This window comes from Sphingomonas ginsengisoli An et al. 2013 (assembly GCF_009363895.1).
In the GTDB taxonomy this organism is placed as follows: Bacteria; Pseudomonadota; Alphaproteobacteria; order Sphingomonadales; family Sphingomonadaceae; genus Sphingomicrobium; species Sphingomicrobium ginsengisoli.
This window is the reverse complement of the sequence record NZ_CP045434.1, coordinates 2,896,543-2,911,693: the sequence shown is the minus strand read 5'-3', so window position 1 is coordinate 2,911,693 and position 15,151 is coordinate 2,896,543. Positions and strand designations below refer to the sequence as shown.

Below are 15,151 nucleotides of genomic sequence, written 5' to 3'. Positions count from 1 at the left end.
GGGCGTCCTACGGCGTTGAATGGGCAAATGATTTCCGAGACAGCCAAGAAGGCGTCGGGCTTACGTGAGAGCAACATGGATCGTCGGATCATTCGTGTCGAGCTCCCGCCCGCACATGCCGGAGTGACCGCCGCTTTGCGGCGCGCGTTCGCTCAGGCGTCGAACGGCGACGAGCGCCAGTTCGAGGACCTCCTCGCACGCCTCGGCTAGGGGCGACGGGGTCGACACAGCGAAACCCGGACATTCCAGTGGCGATAGCGGTGCCCGGACGGGCCGCCAAGGCGAACTGACGCGCGGACCTATTCGCGGTCGCGCGCGAGCTCGTCGACTTCGCCCATGATCTGCGACAGCGCCGAGACGTTGGGGTCGGTCTTGTGCTGGCGCCGGCTGGGCAGCTTGCCCCCCGACAGCAATTGCTCGAGCGCGACGCGGCCGCGCGCGACCCGGCTCTTGATCGTGCCGACCGCGCAGCCGCAAATCTCAGCCGCTTCTTCGTAAGCGAAGCCGCCCGCACCGACCAGGATCAGCGCCTCGCGCTGCGGCTGGGGCAAGTGCATCAGCGCGCGCTGCATGTCACCCAGCTCGACGTGACGGTCCTGGCTGGCCGGCGCGGCGAGCAGCTTTGAGGCGGTCAATTCGTCCCACTCGCCCTTGAAGCGGGCGCGGCGCATCTGGCTCAGGAACAGGTTGCGCAGGATGATGAAGGTCCACGCGCGCATGTTGGTGCCGGCCTGGAAGCGCTTGCGCGCGGCCCACGCCTTAAGCAGCGTTTCCTGGACGAGGTCGTCGGCGAGATCGCGGCTGCCCGACAGCGACCGGCCGAACGCGCGCAGGTGCGGAATGACCTGCGCGAGCTGGTCCTTGAACTCGGGATCGGAAAGCGGAATCGGCTCCGGCTTGGGAGCTTCGTCCACCTCGTCCTCGTCGATATCGTCGTGAGCGCTCAAATTCCCCCACTCGCCGCCGGCGGCGTTGTACGCATCGGGCTTAGCCGAAAAAGTCGCGCGGCCCTAGCGGCCGTAGACCCACAAGATGATGATGAAGATCAGGATTACCAGACCCAGGCCGCCGAACAGCGCGACCCGCGCGACGTGCGGCGTGGTGCCGGCACGCGCCTCGGTTCCGGTGAGATGCTCCGGCCGCTCTTCTTCCATGACGAAACTTCCCCGACGATGCGTATTCGATAAGCCAACGCAACGGTGGGAACCGGAGTTCCCTCGCGGCGGGGATTAACCCGCCGGAACGGTCGCCGCGTCGAAGAACAACGCCTGGGCGATCGCCGCCTTCACCGTGGCGCGCTGGAACGGCTTGGTGATGAGGAAGGTCGGCTCGGGGCGGGTGCCGGTCAGCAGCCGCTCGGGGAAAGCGGTGATGAAGATCACCGGCACCGCGAATTCGGCGAGGATGTCGCGAACGGCGTCGATCCCGCTCGAATCGTCGGCGAGCTGGATGTCGGCGAGCACCAGGCCCGGCGGATGGGCACGGGCCTGCGCCACCGCCTCGTCGCGAGTGACCGCCACGCCGGTGACGTTGTGGCCGAGGTCGCGGACGATGGTCTCGATATCCATCGCGATGATCGGCTCATCCTCGATGATGAGGACGTCGGCGTGGGTCTGGCGCTCGATTTCCTCCATCGCCTCGGCGACGAGATTCTCGACCTCGTCCGGGCTGGCGTTGATGAGATAGCCGGCGTCGCTCGACGAGAAGCCCTCGAGCGCGGTCAGCAGCAGCGCCTGGCGCGACAGCGGAGTGACCCGCGACAGGCGGGCCTGGGCGATGCTCTCGGCATTGCCGAGGTCGCCGGCGAAGCCGTCCTCGCCTTCCTCGATGTTGGCGGTCGACCAGATGGCGTGGAAGGTCCGGTAGAGGCCGAGCCGCGGCTCGACGTCGCGCGGGAAACTCTCGGGCGCGGCAACGATCGCCTCCAGCGTGGCGCGCACGAAGGCGTCGCCATGGGTCTGGCTGCCGGTCAGCGCGCGGGCATACCGGCGCAGGAAAGGCAGATGCGGAGCGAGTTCCTGGCCCAGCGACATATGGTGTGATCTCTCCATGATCGAAATTTGGCCCCCTATTGGAAGCCGCAACCGCAAACTGCAACCCTACGGGCGCAGCGCAAAAATCTTGCAATAGCGCCGGAACAAACCGCATTCGATTTGGTTTCCGTGGCGGGGTTAGTCGCATCTCGTTGACGAGTCGGCTGCCAGACTTCTAGGGGGGCGGCCGAGCTTTCGCTGCGCTTTCCAGACGAGGCAGAAAGCAATGCGCGCCACACCAGTGACGGCGTTACGGGGGACGAAAGGTTGAGTGCGAACAACGATGCGGACAACCGCCGTCCAACCGAGGAGCGGAACGAGATGGCCAAGAAGCGTCGTCGCGCCGATCCGCCTGGGGCTGTCGGTCGTGCGCTCAAGACCGTCTACGACAACACGCTTCGCGAGGAAGTCCCCAACGACTTCATGGACCTGCTCGGCAAGCTCAGCTGATTTGCCCCATCGCCGCGGCCTAACGAAATGACCGCGCTCATTGGCTGGTTCCGCCGCTTGCCTACCCCGGGCAAGCTGCTCATCATCCTGTCCGCCGCCATCCTTCCGCTCGGGCTTGTCCTGGCGTGGGCGGCGACCACCAGCATCAACCGCGCCAACCAGGCGCTGATCGCCGCCACCGAGGCGCGCAGCCGCGGCGCGAGCCGGGCGGTCGAGAGCCTGCTCGCGCGTAACGTGCTCGCCTTGAGGATCGCCACCACCGCAGCGCTCAGGACCCCGGGCGAGGACGCCTGCGGGCTCGCGCAGCGGTCGCTGAGCGTGTCGCCCGGCGTCGCCCGCAGCTTCGCGCTGCAGGATTCGAGCGGGCAATTGCTGTGCACGGTGGGCACGATCCAGCCGCAGGACGACGGGGTGCTGATCGAACCGGGGCGGGTCCGGCTGTGGCTCTCGCCGACCGGCAACGTGCTTTATTATCGCGTCGGCGTGCCCGGCGGGATCGGCACCGGCGCCCTGTCGCGCGAGGAATTGCGCGACGCCGCGCTAAACGCCACCGACATCCTGCGCCGGCTGACGCTGACCGACGGGCGGGCCACCGCCACGCTGATCGACGATGCGGACGCCTCGACCGAGCCACCCTCGGCGCTGCCGGCGCGCGAGGCCGACCTCCAGCTAATCGACCGCGACTGGCCGCTCGCCGGCGACCAGCTGACCGTCCACACCGCGGCCTATGTCCGGCGGATCACCGCGGGCGAGCGCGGGGTGATCCTGCTGCCGCTGTTAATGTGGATCCTCGCCACCTTGCTTAGCTGGCTGATGGTCAGCCGCTTCCTGATCCGCCCGCTCAGCCGTATGCAGCGCGCGATTGCCCGCTACGAGCCGGGCAGCGGACCGCTGATCCTGCCGCGGCTGGGCTCGGCGACCGAAATCCGCGAGCTCGGCGCCAGCTTCAGCCGGGCGATGTCGCGGATCGAGGAGTCCGAAGGCCACACCGGCGCCGCGCTCGAGGGGCAGCGCCGGCTGGTCCGCGAGGTCCATCACCGGGTCAAGAACAACCTCCAGGTGATCGCCTCGCTGCTCAACATCCACAGCCGGATGACCGCCTCCCCCGACGCGCGCGAGGCCTATGCCTCGATCGGGCGGCGGGTCGATGCGCTCGCGGTGGTCCACCGCAACCATTATGCCGAGCTGGAGGAGAGCCGCGGGATTTCGCTGCGGCCGCTGATCAGCGAATTGGCGTCGAGCCTGCGCGGCAGTGCGCCCGACCACGCCCGCCGCTTCAACATCGACCTCGAACTCGACTCGCTCAATGCGACGCAGGATTCGGCGGTGGCGCTCGCCTTCTTCACCACCGAGGTGGTCGAGTGCGCGATGCTGACCAATCCCGACGATGCGGTGCGGCTGACGCTGACGCGGATCGACGACACCAGTGCGCGCTATTCGATCGCCGCGACCATGCTCGACCCGGCGCGGGTCGAGGAGCGGCCGCAGTTCGAGCGGATCATCACCGGGCTGGCCAAGCAGCTCCGCTCGCCGCTCGAGCGCGAGCCGGGCCGCTATACCGTCATCTGCCCCGTCTTCCCGCCGCGCGATTATCTGGCGGAAGAAAAAGATGAGGCCGCGCAAAAAAATTGAGAATGGGTGGGAACCCCATTCCAAAAGCGTCGTTTTACTCTTCGGATAGTGACCTTTTGCCCCCCCGCTCTCGCTATCCGCTTACATGGGCCCGGAACCGCTTACCCTCCCCCCCCGGTAGCGCTTCCGGGCCCACTTGCGTCTGGGCTCCGCGACATTCGAACTGACGGTTGGCAAGCAGCGATGCACGCGGCGATGGCGTAGCCACGGCGGCTCGTCCTCAGGCGGCGGCGTCCGGCGTGGCCGCGGCCTTGCGGGCGGCGCGCCAGTGAGTGACCCAGATCGCCAGCAGCGCGAACTCGAACAGCAGATAGAGCGGGACCAGCAGCAGCAGCATCGACACCGCGTCGGGCGGCGTCAGCACCGCGGCGACCGCCGCCGAGATCACCACCGCGTGGCGGCGCCGGGCGGCGAGTTGCTCGCGGGTGACGATGCCCGCCCGCTCGAGGATCATCAGCAGCACCGGGGTCAGGAAGGCGACACCGAAGCCGAACAGGAAGCGGGTCACGAAGTTCAGGTAATTGCCGACGCCCGGCAGCGCCTCCTGCTGGATGCCGCCGACATTGCCGTCGAAGCCGAGCAGGAATTTCAAGGCCCACGGCATCGCCACGAAATACGCAAAGCAGGCGCCGCCGATGAAGAAGAAGGGCGTCATCAGGAGGAACGGCAGGAACGCCTTCTTCTCCTTGACGTAGAGGCCCGGCGCCACGAACCGCCAGATCTGCGTCGCGAACACCGGGAAGCAGAGCATCAGCGCGGCGAAGACGGCGACCTTCACCTCTGTGAAGAAGGCCTCGAAAATGTCGGTGTAGATGAGCTTGCCCTGCCCGGCCCGCAGCAGCGGTTGGACCAGCACCGCGAAGATCGGCTTGGCGAAATACATGCAGATGAAGAAGGCGGCGACCAAAGTCGCGAAGCTGACCAGCAGCCGGCGGCGAAGCTCGATCAGATGCTCGAGCAGCGGCTGCTTGGTGTCGTCGATGTCGTTCACGGGAGCGGCTTGCCGCTATGGTCGGGTTCGCCGAGCGGCAGCCGCGGCTCATCGGCGGACGGCTCGGCGACTGGCGGCACGGGCGCAGCCGGCGCGGGGTCGGCGGGCGGCGGCAGCGAGGTCATCACCGGGGTCGGCTGATCGGGCGGGGTCGCGGTGAGGCCCAGCGGATCGACCGGGAATTGCTTCATGATCCGCTCGTTTTCCTCGCGCCAGCGCTTCTCCATCTCCTCGAGCTCGGCCTCGCGCATGATGTTCTCGATGCCCGCGGTGAAGTGGCGGGCGTGCGCGCGGACCTTCCCCACCAGGCGACCGACGGTGCGCATGGTCGAAGGCAGTTCCTTGGGGCCGATGAAGATCAGCGCCAGGACGGCGAGGATGAGAAGCTCGCTACTGTCGACGCCGAACATCGGCGTGGCCTTGGGCGCTTAAACGCGCGGGTCTTGCGCCGGGGGCGGCGGCGGCGGGGGCGCGACCGGATCGGCGCTGCGCGGATGGGCGGTGACGTCGATCGGATGCTCGGGGCTGCCCAATCGGCTGCGGTCGCGCTGCTGCTGCTCGTAGCGGGCGCGCTGGTCGTCCTCGTCGTCGGCCATGCCGGCCTTGAAGTTCTTGAGGCCCTTGGCGACGTCGCCCATCATCGCGGAGAAGCGGTTGCCGCCGAACAGCAGCAGCACCAGCAGCGCCAACAGGAGGATGTGCCAGAAACTGAAGCCGCCCATGATCTTCGAACTCCTAATATGGGCGCTATCTAGTCGTCTTCGTCGGCGCTTTCCAGTTGGAGTTGCGAAAGGCTGAGGTCGACCGGGTCGAGCAGCCCCGCCGCCTTGAGGTCATCGATGCCGGGGAGGTCGCGGCGCGAGCCCAGCCCGAAGTGGCTGAGGAAGTCGGGCGTGGTGGCGTAGAGCAGCGGGCGGCCGGGGGTTTCGCGCCGCCCGGCAGTGCGCACCCAGCCCGCTTCCATCAGCACGTCGAGCGTGCCCTTGGAGATCTGGACCCCGCGGATCGCCTCGATCTCGGCGCGGCTGACGGGCTCGTGATAGGCGACAATCGCCAGCGTCTCGGTCGCCGCGCGGCTCAGCCGGCGCGGCTCCTCGCGGGTGCGACGGAGGAGGTGGGCGAGGTCGGGGGCGGTCTGGAAATGCCAGCGGCCGCCGCGCTCGACCAGTTGCACTCCGCGTCCGGCATAGTGATCGGCGAGCTCGGCGAGCGCGGCGGCGAGGTCCCCCTCCCCGACCTGGACCGCGATCTCGTCGGGGGTGAGCGGGGTCTCGGCGGCGAACAGCGTCGCCTCGACGGCGCGGACGAATTCGTCGTGCATCAGGCGTTGGCCGCGCGGGCGCGGACCATCAGCGGGGCGAAGGGCGCGTCCTGCTGGAGCTCGATCCGGCCGTGCTTGGCGAGCTCGAGCGTCGCCGCGAAGGAGGAGGCGAGCGCGCTGCGGCGGAAGGCGGGGTCCTGGGTGACGGGAAGGAAGCTTTCGAGCCGGCTCCATTCGAGCCGGGCGCCGACCAGCGCCGAGACCCGCTCGATCGCTTCCTCGAGCGTCAGCACCGCGCGGCGGGCGATCAGGTGGACCACCGGGGCAGCGCGGGCGCGGACCATGCCATAAGCGGCGAACAGGTCGAAGGCGCTCGCTTGCCAGGCGGCCTTGCGGACCAGCCGCAGCCCCTCGGGCGCGCCGCGGCGGAAGACGTCGCGGCCGATCCGGTCGCCGCCGAGCAAGCGCGCCCCCGCCTCGCGCATCGCATCGAGCCGCTGGAGGCGGAGGTGAAGCCGCGCGGCCAGCTCCTCGGGGCTGGGATCCTGGGTCGGGTCCTTGGGGAGCAGCAGGCAGGATTTGAGATAGGCCAGCCACGCCGCCATCACGAGATAATCGGCGGCGATCTCGAGCTTGAGCGCGCGGACGCCGTGGAGGTAAGCGAGATATTGCTCGACCAGCGCGAGGATCGAGATTTGCGCGAGGTCGACCTTCTGGGTGCGGGCGAGCGTCAGCAGGAGGTCGAGCGGCCCTTCCCACGCGCCGAGGCTGAGGGTCAGCTCATCGTCGTCGTGGAGGGGCAGCTCGGCGGTCACACCAGCGCCAGCAACTCGTCGCGCTTGGCGGTAGCGGCGGCGAGGTCGGGGCCGTCGCCGTCGAGCATCACCGCGGCCATCGCGCGGGCGAGGCGGGCGTCGGCCTCGGGGGTGAGCGCACCGACGTGGGCGGCGATGTCGAGCATCTCGTGATACTTGCCCGAGCAGTGGAGCGTGGCGTCGCAGCCGGCGGCGAGCGCGGCGGCCGAACGCTCGCCGGGACTGCCCGACAGCGCTTCCATCCCGATGTCGTCGGTCATCAGGAAGCCGCCGAAGCCGATCCGCTGGCGGATGATGCGCTCGATCACCGTCGGCGACTGGCTCGATGGGCGCTCGGCGTCCCAGGCGGTGAAGACGATGTGCGCGACCATGCCCATCGGGGCCGAGGCCAGCCGCTCGAACGGCTCGAGGTCGCTCGCCAGCGCGTCGTCGGAAGCGGTCACCACCGGCAGCTCATGGTGGCTGTCGACCAAAGCACGGCCGTGGCCGGGCATGTGCTTGACGACGCCGATGACGCCCGCGGTGGCCATCCCGTCGAGCACCGCGCGGCCGAGGGCCGACACCTGCATCGGCTCACCGCCATAGGCGCGGTCGCCGACGATGTCGGTCGCGCCGGGCTGGCGGACGTCGAGCATCGGCAGGCAGTTCACGTTGACCCCGCATTCGGCGAGCACCAGCGCGATCGCGCGGGCGTTCATCCGCGCCGCCTCGATCGCCGAGGAGGGGGCGAGCTGGTAGAGCCGGTCGAACGCCTCGCCGCTGGGGAAGGACGGCCATTCGGGCGGGCGCATCCGGGCGACGCGGCCACCCTCCTGGTCGATCAGGATCGGCAGCTCGAGCCGGCCGTGGATGGCGCGCAGCTCGTCGGTCAGCGCCTTCAGCTGCGCGCGGGTCTCGCAATTGCGGCGGAAGAGGATGTAGCCGGCCGGGTCGACGTCGGCGAAGAAGGCGCGCTCGTCGGCGGTCAGCGCCGGTCCGGCGAGCGAATAGATGGCGGCCTGCATCTAGCGAACGACGAAGCAGGCTTCGCCGGCGACCTTGAGCAGCTGGCAGGCATGGCCCGCCTCGCCCGCCGAGGGGAAGGTCGCGCGGAGCCGAAAGCCCTGCTGATAGGGGACCACCAGCTTGGTCGCGCCGGCGATCGCCGAGAAGCGGCCTGACAGCGACTTCCACGAACTCTCGGCCGCCGACCCGCTCGGATAGAAGCCGAGCTGGATGGTGCTCCCGGCCGGGCCCGAGGGCGCGGCGGGTTCGGCCTTGGCGGGCGCCTTGTCCGGTGTCTCGTCGGCCGGGGCCGGGGCCGGGGCCGCTGCCTTGGGCCGGGCGACCGGCTCCTCGGGAACGGCATTGAGGTCGAGTTGGGCGTCGGGCTGCTCGCCCGCGCTGGTGGCGTAGGCGGTGCCGCTCTCCCCGGTGATGTCGAGGCCGCCCGGATCGCTCGGCTTGACCTTGTAGGGCTTGGGATCGGCCTTGATCAGCTCTGCCGGGCCCGAGCCGTCGGCGTTGCGCCGGCCGAGCCAGAACATCGTCCCCGCAACCAGCAGCGCGGCGACCAGCACCAGCGTCAGCGCCATCAGCATCCGGCCCGCCGACAGCCGCGGCGCGTCATCCTCGTCCTCGACCGCTTCGAGCCAGGGGAAGTTCTGATCCTGCGTCGCCATTCCTAGTACACCACCACGCAACTCTGTTTCGCCGCCGTCAGGCGCTGGCATATGACAACCGACTGGGCTTGCGAAGCGGTCGCCAGCTGGACCCGGAACATCTGGGTCGAGCGGCCATCGGTCGAGCGCACCTCGAGCGGCGAGATGAGCCGCGGCTTGGTGCCGAGATAGGGCCATTTGGCGACCAGCTCCTGCCACGCGAGTTCGGCGGCCGCGCGGCTCGGATAAGCGCCGGTCTGGATAATCCGGCCGCGGACGACCGGCTGCAAGGAGACGGGGACCGGGGCGGCAGCGGCGGTGCGCTCGGTCCGGCGGCGCGGCGGGGCGCGGCGGGCGGCGATGGCGGCGCGGCGCGCGGCCTCGGCGAGCTGGCGGTCGTTGCTCGCGGCGGCGGCGCGGCGGGCGCCGGTGTCGGGGGCCTCAGTCGCGGCGCCCTCGGCCTCTTCGGCAAGTGCCTGGTTGGCGGTGTCGTCGGCGGGCTCGGCCCCGGCGCGGCGGGCCTGCGCCTCAGCCTCGGCCGACGTGTCGACCTGCGCGGTCATGCCGGGGCGCTCCTCCTGCTGCGCGACCGCATTGCCGCCGCTGCTTGGCCGCGAGCCGAGCCAGAAGGCGCCGATCGCGATCAGCGCGAACAGGGCGCCGAGCAGGAAGGCGAGCAACGGCAGGCGCAGCTTGCGCTTGGTCGCCGGTGGCGGCGGCGTGGTGCGGGGCACCTCCGTCAGCCACGGCAGCCGGTCGCCAGTCTGTCGCGCCGGCTCGGCCATCGCTACCGCAGTTCCTCCGCCGCTTCGACGCCCATCAGCTTGAGGCCCGAGCGGATGACCTGCTGGACGCCGCGCGCCAGCTCGAGCCGGGCGCGGCTCAATTCGGGCTGGTCGTCGAGGACGAACCGGCGGCCGGGATCGTCGTTGCCGCGATTCCACAGGGCGTGGAACTGCGCCGCCAGATCGTAGAGGAAAAAGGCGATCCGGTGCGGTTCGTGGGCAAGAGCGGCGGCTTCGATCACGCGCGGATATTGCGCCGCCTGACGCACCAGCGCCAGTTCTTCCGCATCGAGCAGGTCGAGATTGGCCGGACTGTCACCCGCGATCCCCGCTTCGGCTGCCTTGCGCCCGAGCGAGGCGATCCGCGCATGGGCATATTGGACGTAGAAGACGGGGTTGTCCTTGGACGCCTCGACCACCTTGGCGAAGTCGAAGTCGAGCGGGGTGTCCGCGCGCTTGGTCAGCATCATGAAGCGGACGACGTCCTTGCCGACCTCGCCCACCACGTCGGCCAACGTGACGAAATTGCCCGCCCGCTTGCTCATCTTGATGGGCTCGCCAGCGCGGAGCAGCTGGACCATCTGGACCAGCTTGACGTCGAGATCGACCTTGCCGTCGGTGAGCGCGGTGACAGCCGCCTTGATCCGCTTGACGGTGCCGGCGTGGTCGGCGCCCCAGATGTTGACGAGGTGGTCGGCGCTTTCGGCCTTCTGGAGGTGGTAGGCGGCGTCGGCGCCGAAATAGGTCCAGCTGCCGTCCGACTTCTTCATCGGGCGGTCCTGGTCGTCGCCGAACTGGGTCGAGCGGAACAGGGTCAGCTCGACCGGTTCCCACTCGTCATGCTCGTCGAGGCTCTTGGGCCGCTCGAGCTCGCCCTGGTAGACGAGGCCCTTGGCGCGGAGCATCTCCATCGCGCGTTCGGGCGCGCCGCTGGCCTGCAATTCGGCCTCGGAAGCGAATTTGGCGTGGTGGATGCCGAGCCGGGCGAGGTCGTGACGGATCAAATCCATCATCGCCGCGACGGTCTTCTGCTTGAACAGGCCCAGCCACTCGGCCTCGGGCGCATCGACATATTTGCTGCCGAACTCGGCGGCGAGCAGATGGCCGACGGGTTTCAGATAATCGCCCGGATAGAGGCCCTCGGGGATGTCGCCGATCTCGGCGCCAAGCGCCTCGCGGTAGCGCAGGTGCGCCGAGCGGGCGAGCGTGTCGACCTGGCTGCCGGCGTCGTTGACGTAATATTCGCGGGTGACCGCGAAGCCCGCCGCCTCGAGCAGGCTGGCGAGCGCGTCGCCGACCACCGCGCCGCGACAATGGCCCATGTGCATCGGTCCGGTCGGGTTGGCCGAGACATATTCGACGTTGACCCGCTCACCCTTGCCGAGGTCGCGGCGGCCGTAGGCGTCGCCCTCGCGGAGAATGGCACCCAGTTCGGCCCGCCACAGCGCGGGATCGAGGCGCAGGTTGATGAAGCCGGGGCCGGCAATCTCGACCCCGGTGACACCCGGGAGTTGCTCGAGGCGCGGCGACAGCAGCGCGGCGAGAGCGCGCGGATTGCTCCCGGCGGGCTTGGCGAGCACCATCGCGGCATTGGTGGCGAGGTCGCCGTGGCTGGCATCGCGCGGCGGTTCGACCGCCACCGCCTTGCGATTGAGGTCGACCGGCAGCTCCCCCGCGGCCGCCATGGCGTCGAGGATCTCGTTCATTTGGTCGGCGAAACGGGCAAACAAAGACATAGCCGCGGCGTCTAGCGCGCACGGCGCAGAACGTCACCTTTTTCGGTTCGTCGCGCTTGTTGCACGATGAACAGCGCGTTCCGGCACAATTCACCCTGCGAGTCGTAGGTCTTTCGTATCGCGGGGAATGTGAAGGAGATTATCATGCGTAAGTTGATCCTGCTCGGCCTGATGGCCGCTACCGCCATCCCGACCGCCGCCAGCGCCCAGTCGCGCCAGGAGATCCGTCGCGATCGCCAGGAGATCCGCCAGGATCGCCGCGAGCTGCGCCAGGACCGTCGTGAGTATAATCGCGACCGTCGCGTCGCCTACGTCGCGCCCTATGCGGGCTGGACCTATCGTCCGGTGACCGTCGGCTACCAGCTGCGTCCGGGCTTCTGGGGCAACCGTTATGTGATCAGCGACTATGGCCGCTGGAACCTCGGTCGCCCGGCCTACAACCAGCGCTGGGTGCGCTACGGCAACGACCTGGTACTGGTGAACATCCGCAACGGCCGCGTCCTGCGGGTGATCCACAACCGCTATTACTAAGAGCAGCGGAATGAAGAAGGGCCCGGGGCGAGCGATCGCCCCGGGCCCTTTCGTTTGTCCGAACGGCGAGTTTTAGCCGGCGCGGGTTTCCGCTTCGGTCTCGGTCACCACGGTGCGGCGACGGCTGCCGTCGAGGCTCCACGGGCCGGCTCCGGCGGCGGCGAGGTACAGGAAGATGAAGCAGTAGAGGATCGCCGCGTCGCCCATGTTATTGACCGGGAAGAAGTCCTTGGGCGCGTGGGCCATGAAATAAGCCACCGCCATGCAGCCCGAGGCGAGGAAGGCCGCCAGGCGGGTGAACAGGCCGAGCGCGATCAGCGCGCCGCAGATGAATTCGATCACCCCGGCGAAGGCGGCGGGATTGTTAAGCGCGAGGCCCATCCCCGCCATCTGGCCCGGCGGGAAGGAAAAGAATTTCTGCAGCCCGTGCTCGAAGAACAAGAGCCCCGCCATGATCCGCAGCAAGGCGTGCGCCGGCCCGGCAAAGCGCGACAATCCGTCCATATCCGTCTCCCCTGATGTGATACGCGGGGAGCTTGCCACCGGCGCCGGCAAAGTCCAGCGCGGCGGCCCCGGTCAGCTCAGCGCAAGCGTCTGGCGGAGCGGCGCCGAGCCGGTGTCGGGGAAGAGCACGCCCGCCATCCGCGCCGGATCCTGCCCGAAATGCTGGCCGAGCGCGGTCGCCACCAGCGCGTCGAGGTTGATCGTCGGCTTGAGGTCGCGCGCTTCGTAAAGCGCGGTGGGTGCGAGCCCCGGCCAGTCGGCGAGCACCTTGCCGCCGTTGACCGCGCCGCCGAGCAGGAAGGCGGTCGCGCCGGTGCCGTGGTCGGTCCCGCCGGTGCCATTCTCATGCGCGGTGCGGCCGAATTCGGTGGCGACCAGCACCAGCGTATTCTTCCAGTCCTCGCCGAGCCCGTCGCGGTAGGCGGCGAGCATCGCGTCGAGCCCGGTGAGCTGCGCGGTGAGGCGGCCCTTCTGCCCGGTGTGGGTGTCCCAGCCGTCGGTCTCGATCATCCCGATCCGCGCGCCGGCAGGCCCCTTCATCATCCGCGCGGCGAGCGCACCGGCGGCGGCCGCACCCTTGCCCGAGGCGAGGTCGCCGGCCTTGGTCCGCGCCTGCAGCGCCTCGTTCCACAAGGGGCCGAGCTGGGCGTCGCGGGCGTAGAGGTCGCCGACCCGGATCATCAGGTCGTCCCCTGCGGCGGGGAGGTTCGAGGGGGCGTAGGAGGCGACCCGCGCCGACCCACGCAGCGCCGGCGGGACGGTCGGCGCGAAGGCGATCGCCTGGGGATCGTCGGGCATGGTCCGCAGCAGGCGGTTCATCCACCCGTCCTGCAGCCGGTAGGGCAAGGCGCCGCCGGTCTCGAGCACGTTCTGGCCGTCGAAATGCGAGCGGTCGCGGTAGGGTGAGGCGACCGCATGGACCAGCAGCGCCTGCCGCGCCGCGGTCATCGCCGCCACCTGCTTCAGCGCCGGGTGAAGGGTGAACATGGCGTCGAGCTTGGTCCCGCCGGCGGCATCGGCGCCAAGCTCGGGCCGGAGGCTGGCGTAGCCGGGGTCGCCGGTCGGGGCGAGGATGGCGAGGCCGTCCGCCGCGCCACGCTGGATCACGAACAGGAAGCGGCGGTCGGTCGCCGCCTTGGCGAAGGCGAGGCGCGGTGCGAAGGTGGTGGCGGCGAGGCCGACCGCCCCGGTGGCGAGAAAGCTGCGGCGGTCCATGATTACCTCCTCAGGAATTCGGGCGAGACGAGCAGCAGGGCGAGGCCCGTCGCGGGGCTTTCGGCGCGGCTGATCGCGGTGGCGGTGGCGTCGGTCAGGCGCGCGCCGAGCACCTTGGGGGCGATGGCGCGGGCATCCGTGCCCTGCCCTGCCGCGCTGGCGAAGCGCTGCGCCGCCTCGACCCGGCGGACCAGTGCATCGGGACCGGCCCAGCTGGCGGCGAGATCGTCATACCCCGCCGGCGAAGTCGGCCGCCACACCGGCATGCCGAGTTCCTGGAGCAGCCCGACGGTGCGCTGTGCAGGCGGCGCCGGGACGTCGAGCGCGCGCAGGCTGGCGACCGTCCATTCCCACGGATTGCGGAATTTGGGGCGGTCGGGCTGCCACGCCTCGGGCGAGGCGATCAGCGCGCGATAGACGGTGGGGAGGTCGCCGCGGCTCTTGAGGAAGGCCTGCTCGACCCGTGCGACCACCGCCGGCGGCGGATCGTCGGCGACGAAATGGCGGGTGAGCTTGGTCGCGATGTGGCGCGCGGTGGCGGGGTGGACGGCGAGATCCATCAGCACCGCGCGGGCCTGCGCCTCGCCGTCCTCGGCGTAGCGCTTGCCGAGGATCGTCCGCGCGCCCGGCTCGTGCAGCACTTCAACGAAATTGAAATCGCCGGGCTGGCCGGTCATGAAACGCTGCACCGGGCCGCGGCCGATGCCGGCGACGTTCCAGCCGGTCAGCGCGCGCGCGAATTCGGTCACGTCGGCCTGGCTGTAGCCCGAACGGACGCCGAGCGTGTGCAACTCCATGATCTCGCGGGCGAGGTTCTCGTTGAGCCCAACATCGCGGCCGCGGCCTTGCGCGCGGAGCCCGGCCTGGCTGTGCGGCCCGACCGACTGCGCCTGATCGAGGTAGAAGAGCATTGCGGGATGCCGCTCGACCGCCAGCAACAGGTCGGCGAAACGGCCCGTCAGATTGGGGCGGATCGCGTCGAGTTCGAGCAGCCCGGCATAGCCGACCGTGTCCGCCTTGTTCGCCCCGACGGCAAAATGGTTGGCCCAGAAATGGGCCATCCGCTCGAGGAACGGCGTCGGCGTTACCAGCGACGCCTTGAGACGCGCGTCGACCGCGGACAGATAAAGCTGCCGCTGGGCCTTCTGGGCGTCCATCAGTTCGGGCGGTTTCGACGCCCGCCGGGGAGGGCGCGCGTCGGGGGTCATGCCGGTCATCGGCTCCGCCGTCATCGCGGGGCCGCTCCCCGGCGCGGTCATCGTGGCGCCCGTCATCGGGGCGGTCGTCGCCATCGCCATCGGCATGCCTTTCGGCACGCTCGCGGGCTGCAGCAGCCCCGCCTGCTTGGCGTTCCGGCGCTCGTCGCGATAGGCGATCAGCGCCTGCGCCGCCTCGGCCCCGGTCGGCGCATCGGAGAGCATGGCGAGCCTGGCGCCGAGCTGGGCTTCGACCCATCCGCGGCCATCGCCGCCGCCTTGTGACTGGTCACCGCGCGGGCCGAGCCCGAACCGGTTCTGGGCAAAGATCAGGTCGCTCATCAGCGAACGCTCCAGCAGCC

General features: G+C 69.6%; 19 protein-coding genes. 4 read left to right on the top strand and 15 right to left on the bottom strand.

Annotated features, from left to right (window positions below; all coding sequences use genetic code 11):
* The first annotated feature begins 27 nt into the window (after positions 1-27).
* Entirely contained in the window at positions 28-210 is a 183-nt protein-coding gene (locus GCU42_RS15180; protein WP_114228689.1) for a hypothetical protein, read from the top strand.
* 89 nt (positions 211-299) lie between these two features.
* On the opposite strand, the gene GCU42_RS14200 is transcribed toward GCU42_RS15180, so the two are convergent.
* From GCU42_RS14200 to GCU42_RS14195, 3 genes are all read right to left on the bottom strand, one after another.
* Complete coding sequence (locus tag GCU42_RS14200) at positions 300-947, bottom strand: sigma-70 family RNA polymerase sigma factor (protein WP_114228688.1); 648 nt, start codon at positions 945-947, stop codon at positions 300-302.
* 63 nt (positions 948-1,010) lie between these two features.
* Entirely contained in the window at positions 1,011-1,154 is a 144-nt protein-coding gene (locus tag GCU42_RS15175; protein WP_168713125.1) for a hypothetical protein, read from the bottom strand.
* A gap of 75 nt (positions 1,155-1,229) precedes the next feature.
* Positions 1,230-2,033, bottom strand: a complete 804-nt coding sequence (locus GCU42_RS14195) for a response regulator (protein WP_114228687.1) — start codon at positions 2,031-2,033, stop codon at positions 1,230-1,232.
* A 321-nt stretch (positions 2,034-2,354) separates the two neighbouring features.
* Between GCU42_RS14195 and GCU42_RS15170 the strand changes: the two genes are divergently transcribed.
* Positions 2,355-2,483: a NepR family anti-sigma factor gene (locus GCU42_RS15170; RefSeq protein ID WP_162789321.1), complete on the top strand. Its 129-nt coding sequence runs from the start codon at positions 2,355-2,357 to the stop codon at positions 2,481-2,483.
* A gap of 27 nt (positions 2,484-2,510) precedes the next feature.
* Positions 2,511-4,115 (top strand): sensor histidine kinase, encoded by a 1,605-nt coding sequence (locus GCU42_RS14190; protein ID WP_114228685.1) that lies wholly within the window; start codon positions 2,511-2,513, stop codon positions 4,113-4,115.
* 220 nt (positions 4,116-4,335) lie between these two features.
* On the opposite strand, the gene tatC is transcribed toward GCU42_RS14190, so the two are convergent.
* Genes tatC through argS form a run of 9 tightly spaced genes read right to left on the bottom strand, consistent with a single transcriptional unit; the run spans position 4,336 to position 11,343 of the window.
* Positions 4,336-5,106: a twin-arginine translocase subunit TatC gene (tatC, locus tag GCU42_RS14185; protein ID WP_114228684.1), complete on the bottom strand. Its 771-nt coding sequence runs from the start codon at positions 5,104-5,106 to the stop codon at positions 4,336-4,338.
* Positions 5,103-5,516: a Sec-independent protein translocase subunit TatA/TatB gene (locus GCU42_RS14180; protein ID WP_114228683.1), complete on the bottom strand. Its 414-nt coding sequence runs from the start codon at positions 5,514-5,516 to the stop codon at positions 5,103-5,105. The genes tatC and GCU42_RS14180 overlap by 4 nt, the downstream gene beginning before the upstream one ends.
* An 18-nt stretch (positions 5,517-5,534) precedes the next feature.
* A complete protein-coding gene (locus GCU42_RS15585) occupies positions 5,535-5,828 on the bottom strand; it encodes a twin-arginine translocase TatA/TatE family subunit (RefSeq protein ID WP_114228682.1) in 294 nt (97 codons plus the stop codon).
* Positions 5,829-5,857: 29 nt separating this feature from the next.
* Entirely contained in the window at positions 5,858-6,427 is a 570-nt protein-coding gene (scpB, locus tag GCU42_RS14170; protein WP_114228681.1) for an SMC-Scp complex subunit ScpB, read from the bottom strand.
* Entirely contained in the window at positions 6,427-7,182 is a 756-nt protein-coding gene (locus GCU42_RS14165) for a segregation and condensation protein A (RefSeq protein WP_114228680.1), read from the bottom strand. Before GCU42_RS14165 ends, scpB begins: the two co-directional genes overlap by 1 nt.
* Positions 7,179-8,186 carry a beta-N-acetylhexosaminidase gene (gene nagZ / locus GCU42_RS14160; RefSeq protein WP_114228679.1) on the bottom strand — a complete coding sequence of 336 codons (1,008 nt, stop codon included), beginning with the start codon at positions 8,184-8,186 and terminating at the stop codon, positions 7,179-7,181. Before nagZ ends, GCU42_RS14165 begins: the two co-directional genes overlap by 4 nt.
* Entirely contained in the window at positions 8,187-8,843 is a 657-nt protein-coding gene (locus tag GCU42_RS14155; RefSeq protein WP_114228678.1) for an SPOR domain-containing protein, read from the bottom strand.
* A 2-nt stretch (positions 8,844-8,845) separates the two neighbouring features.
* The gene (locus tag GCU42_RS14150; protein ID WP_152569597.1) at positions 8,846-9,607 is read right to left on the bottom strand and encodes an SPOR domain-containing protein; all 762 of its coding nucleotides are present in this window, start codon (positions 9,605-9,607) and stop codon (positions 8,846-8,848) included.
* A gap of 2 nt (positions 9,608-9,609) precedes the next feature.
* The gene (argS, locus tag GCU42_RS14145; RefSeq protein ID WP_114228422.1) at positions 9,610-11,343 is read right to left on the bottom strand and encodes an arginine--tRNA ligase; all 1,734 of its coding nucleotides are present in this window, start codon (positions 11,341-11,343) and stop codon (positions 9,610-9,612) included.
* 144 nt (positions 11,344-11,487) lie between these two features.
* On the opposite strand from argS, the gene GCU42_RS14140 reads away from it, so the two are divergent.
* Entirely contained in the window at positions 11,488-11,874 is a 387-nt protein-coding gene (locus GCU42_RS14140; protein ID WP_114228423.1) for an RcnB family protein, read from the top strand.
* Between the two features lie 72 nt (positions 11,875-11,946).
* Here the strand turns inward: GCU42_RS14140 and GCU42_RS14135 are convergent, their stop codons facing one another.
* The 3 genes from GCU42_RS14135 to GCU42_RS14125 all read right to left on the bottom strand — a co-directional run bounded on the left by GCU42_RS14135 (position 11,947) and on the right by GCU42_RS14125 (position 15,131).
* Positions 11,947-12,378 carry a DoxX family protein gene (locus tag GCU42_RS14135; protein WP_114228424.1) on the bottom strand — a complete coding sequence of 144 codons (432 nt, stop codon included), beginning with the start codon at positions 12,376-12,378 and terminating at the stop codon, positions 11,947-11,949.
* A gap of 72 nt (positions 12,379-12,450) precedes the next feature.
* Positions 12,451-13,593, bottom strand: a complete 1,143-nt coding sequence (locus GCU42_RS14130) for a DUF1501 domain-containing protein (RefSeq protein ID WP_114228425.1) — start codon at positions 13,591-13,593, stop codon at positions 12,451-12,453.
* Between the two features lie 2 nt (positions 13,594-13,595).
* On the bottom strand, positions 13,596-15,131 hold the full coding sequence (locus tag GCU42_RS14125; protein WP_114228426.1) for a DUF1800 domain-containing protein: 1,536 nt from the start codon (positions 15,129-15,131) through the stop codon (positions 13,596-13,598).
* Positions 15,132-15,151: the final 20 nt, after the last annotated feature.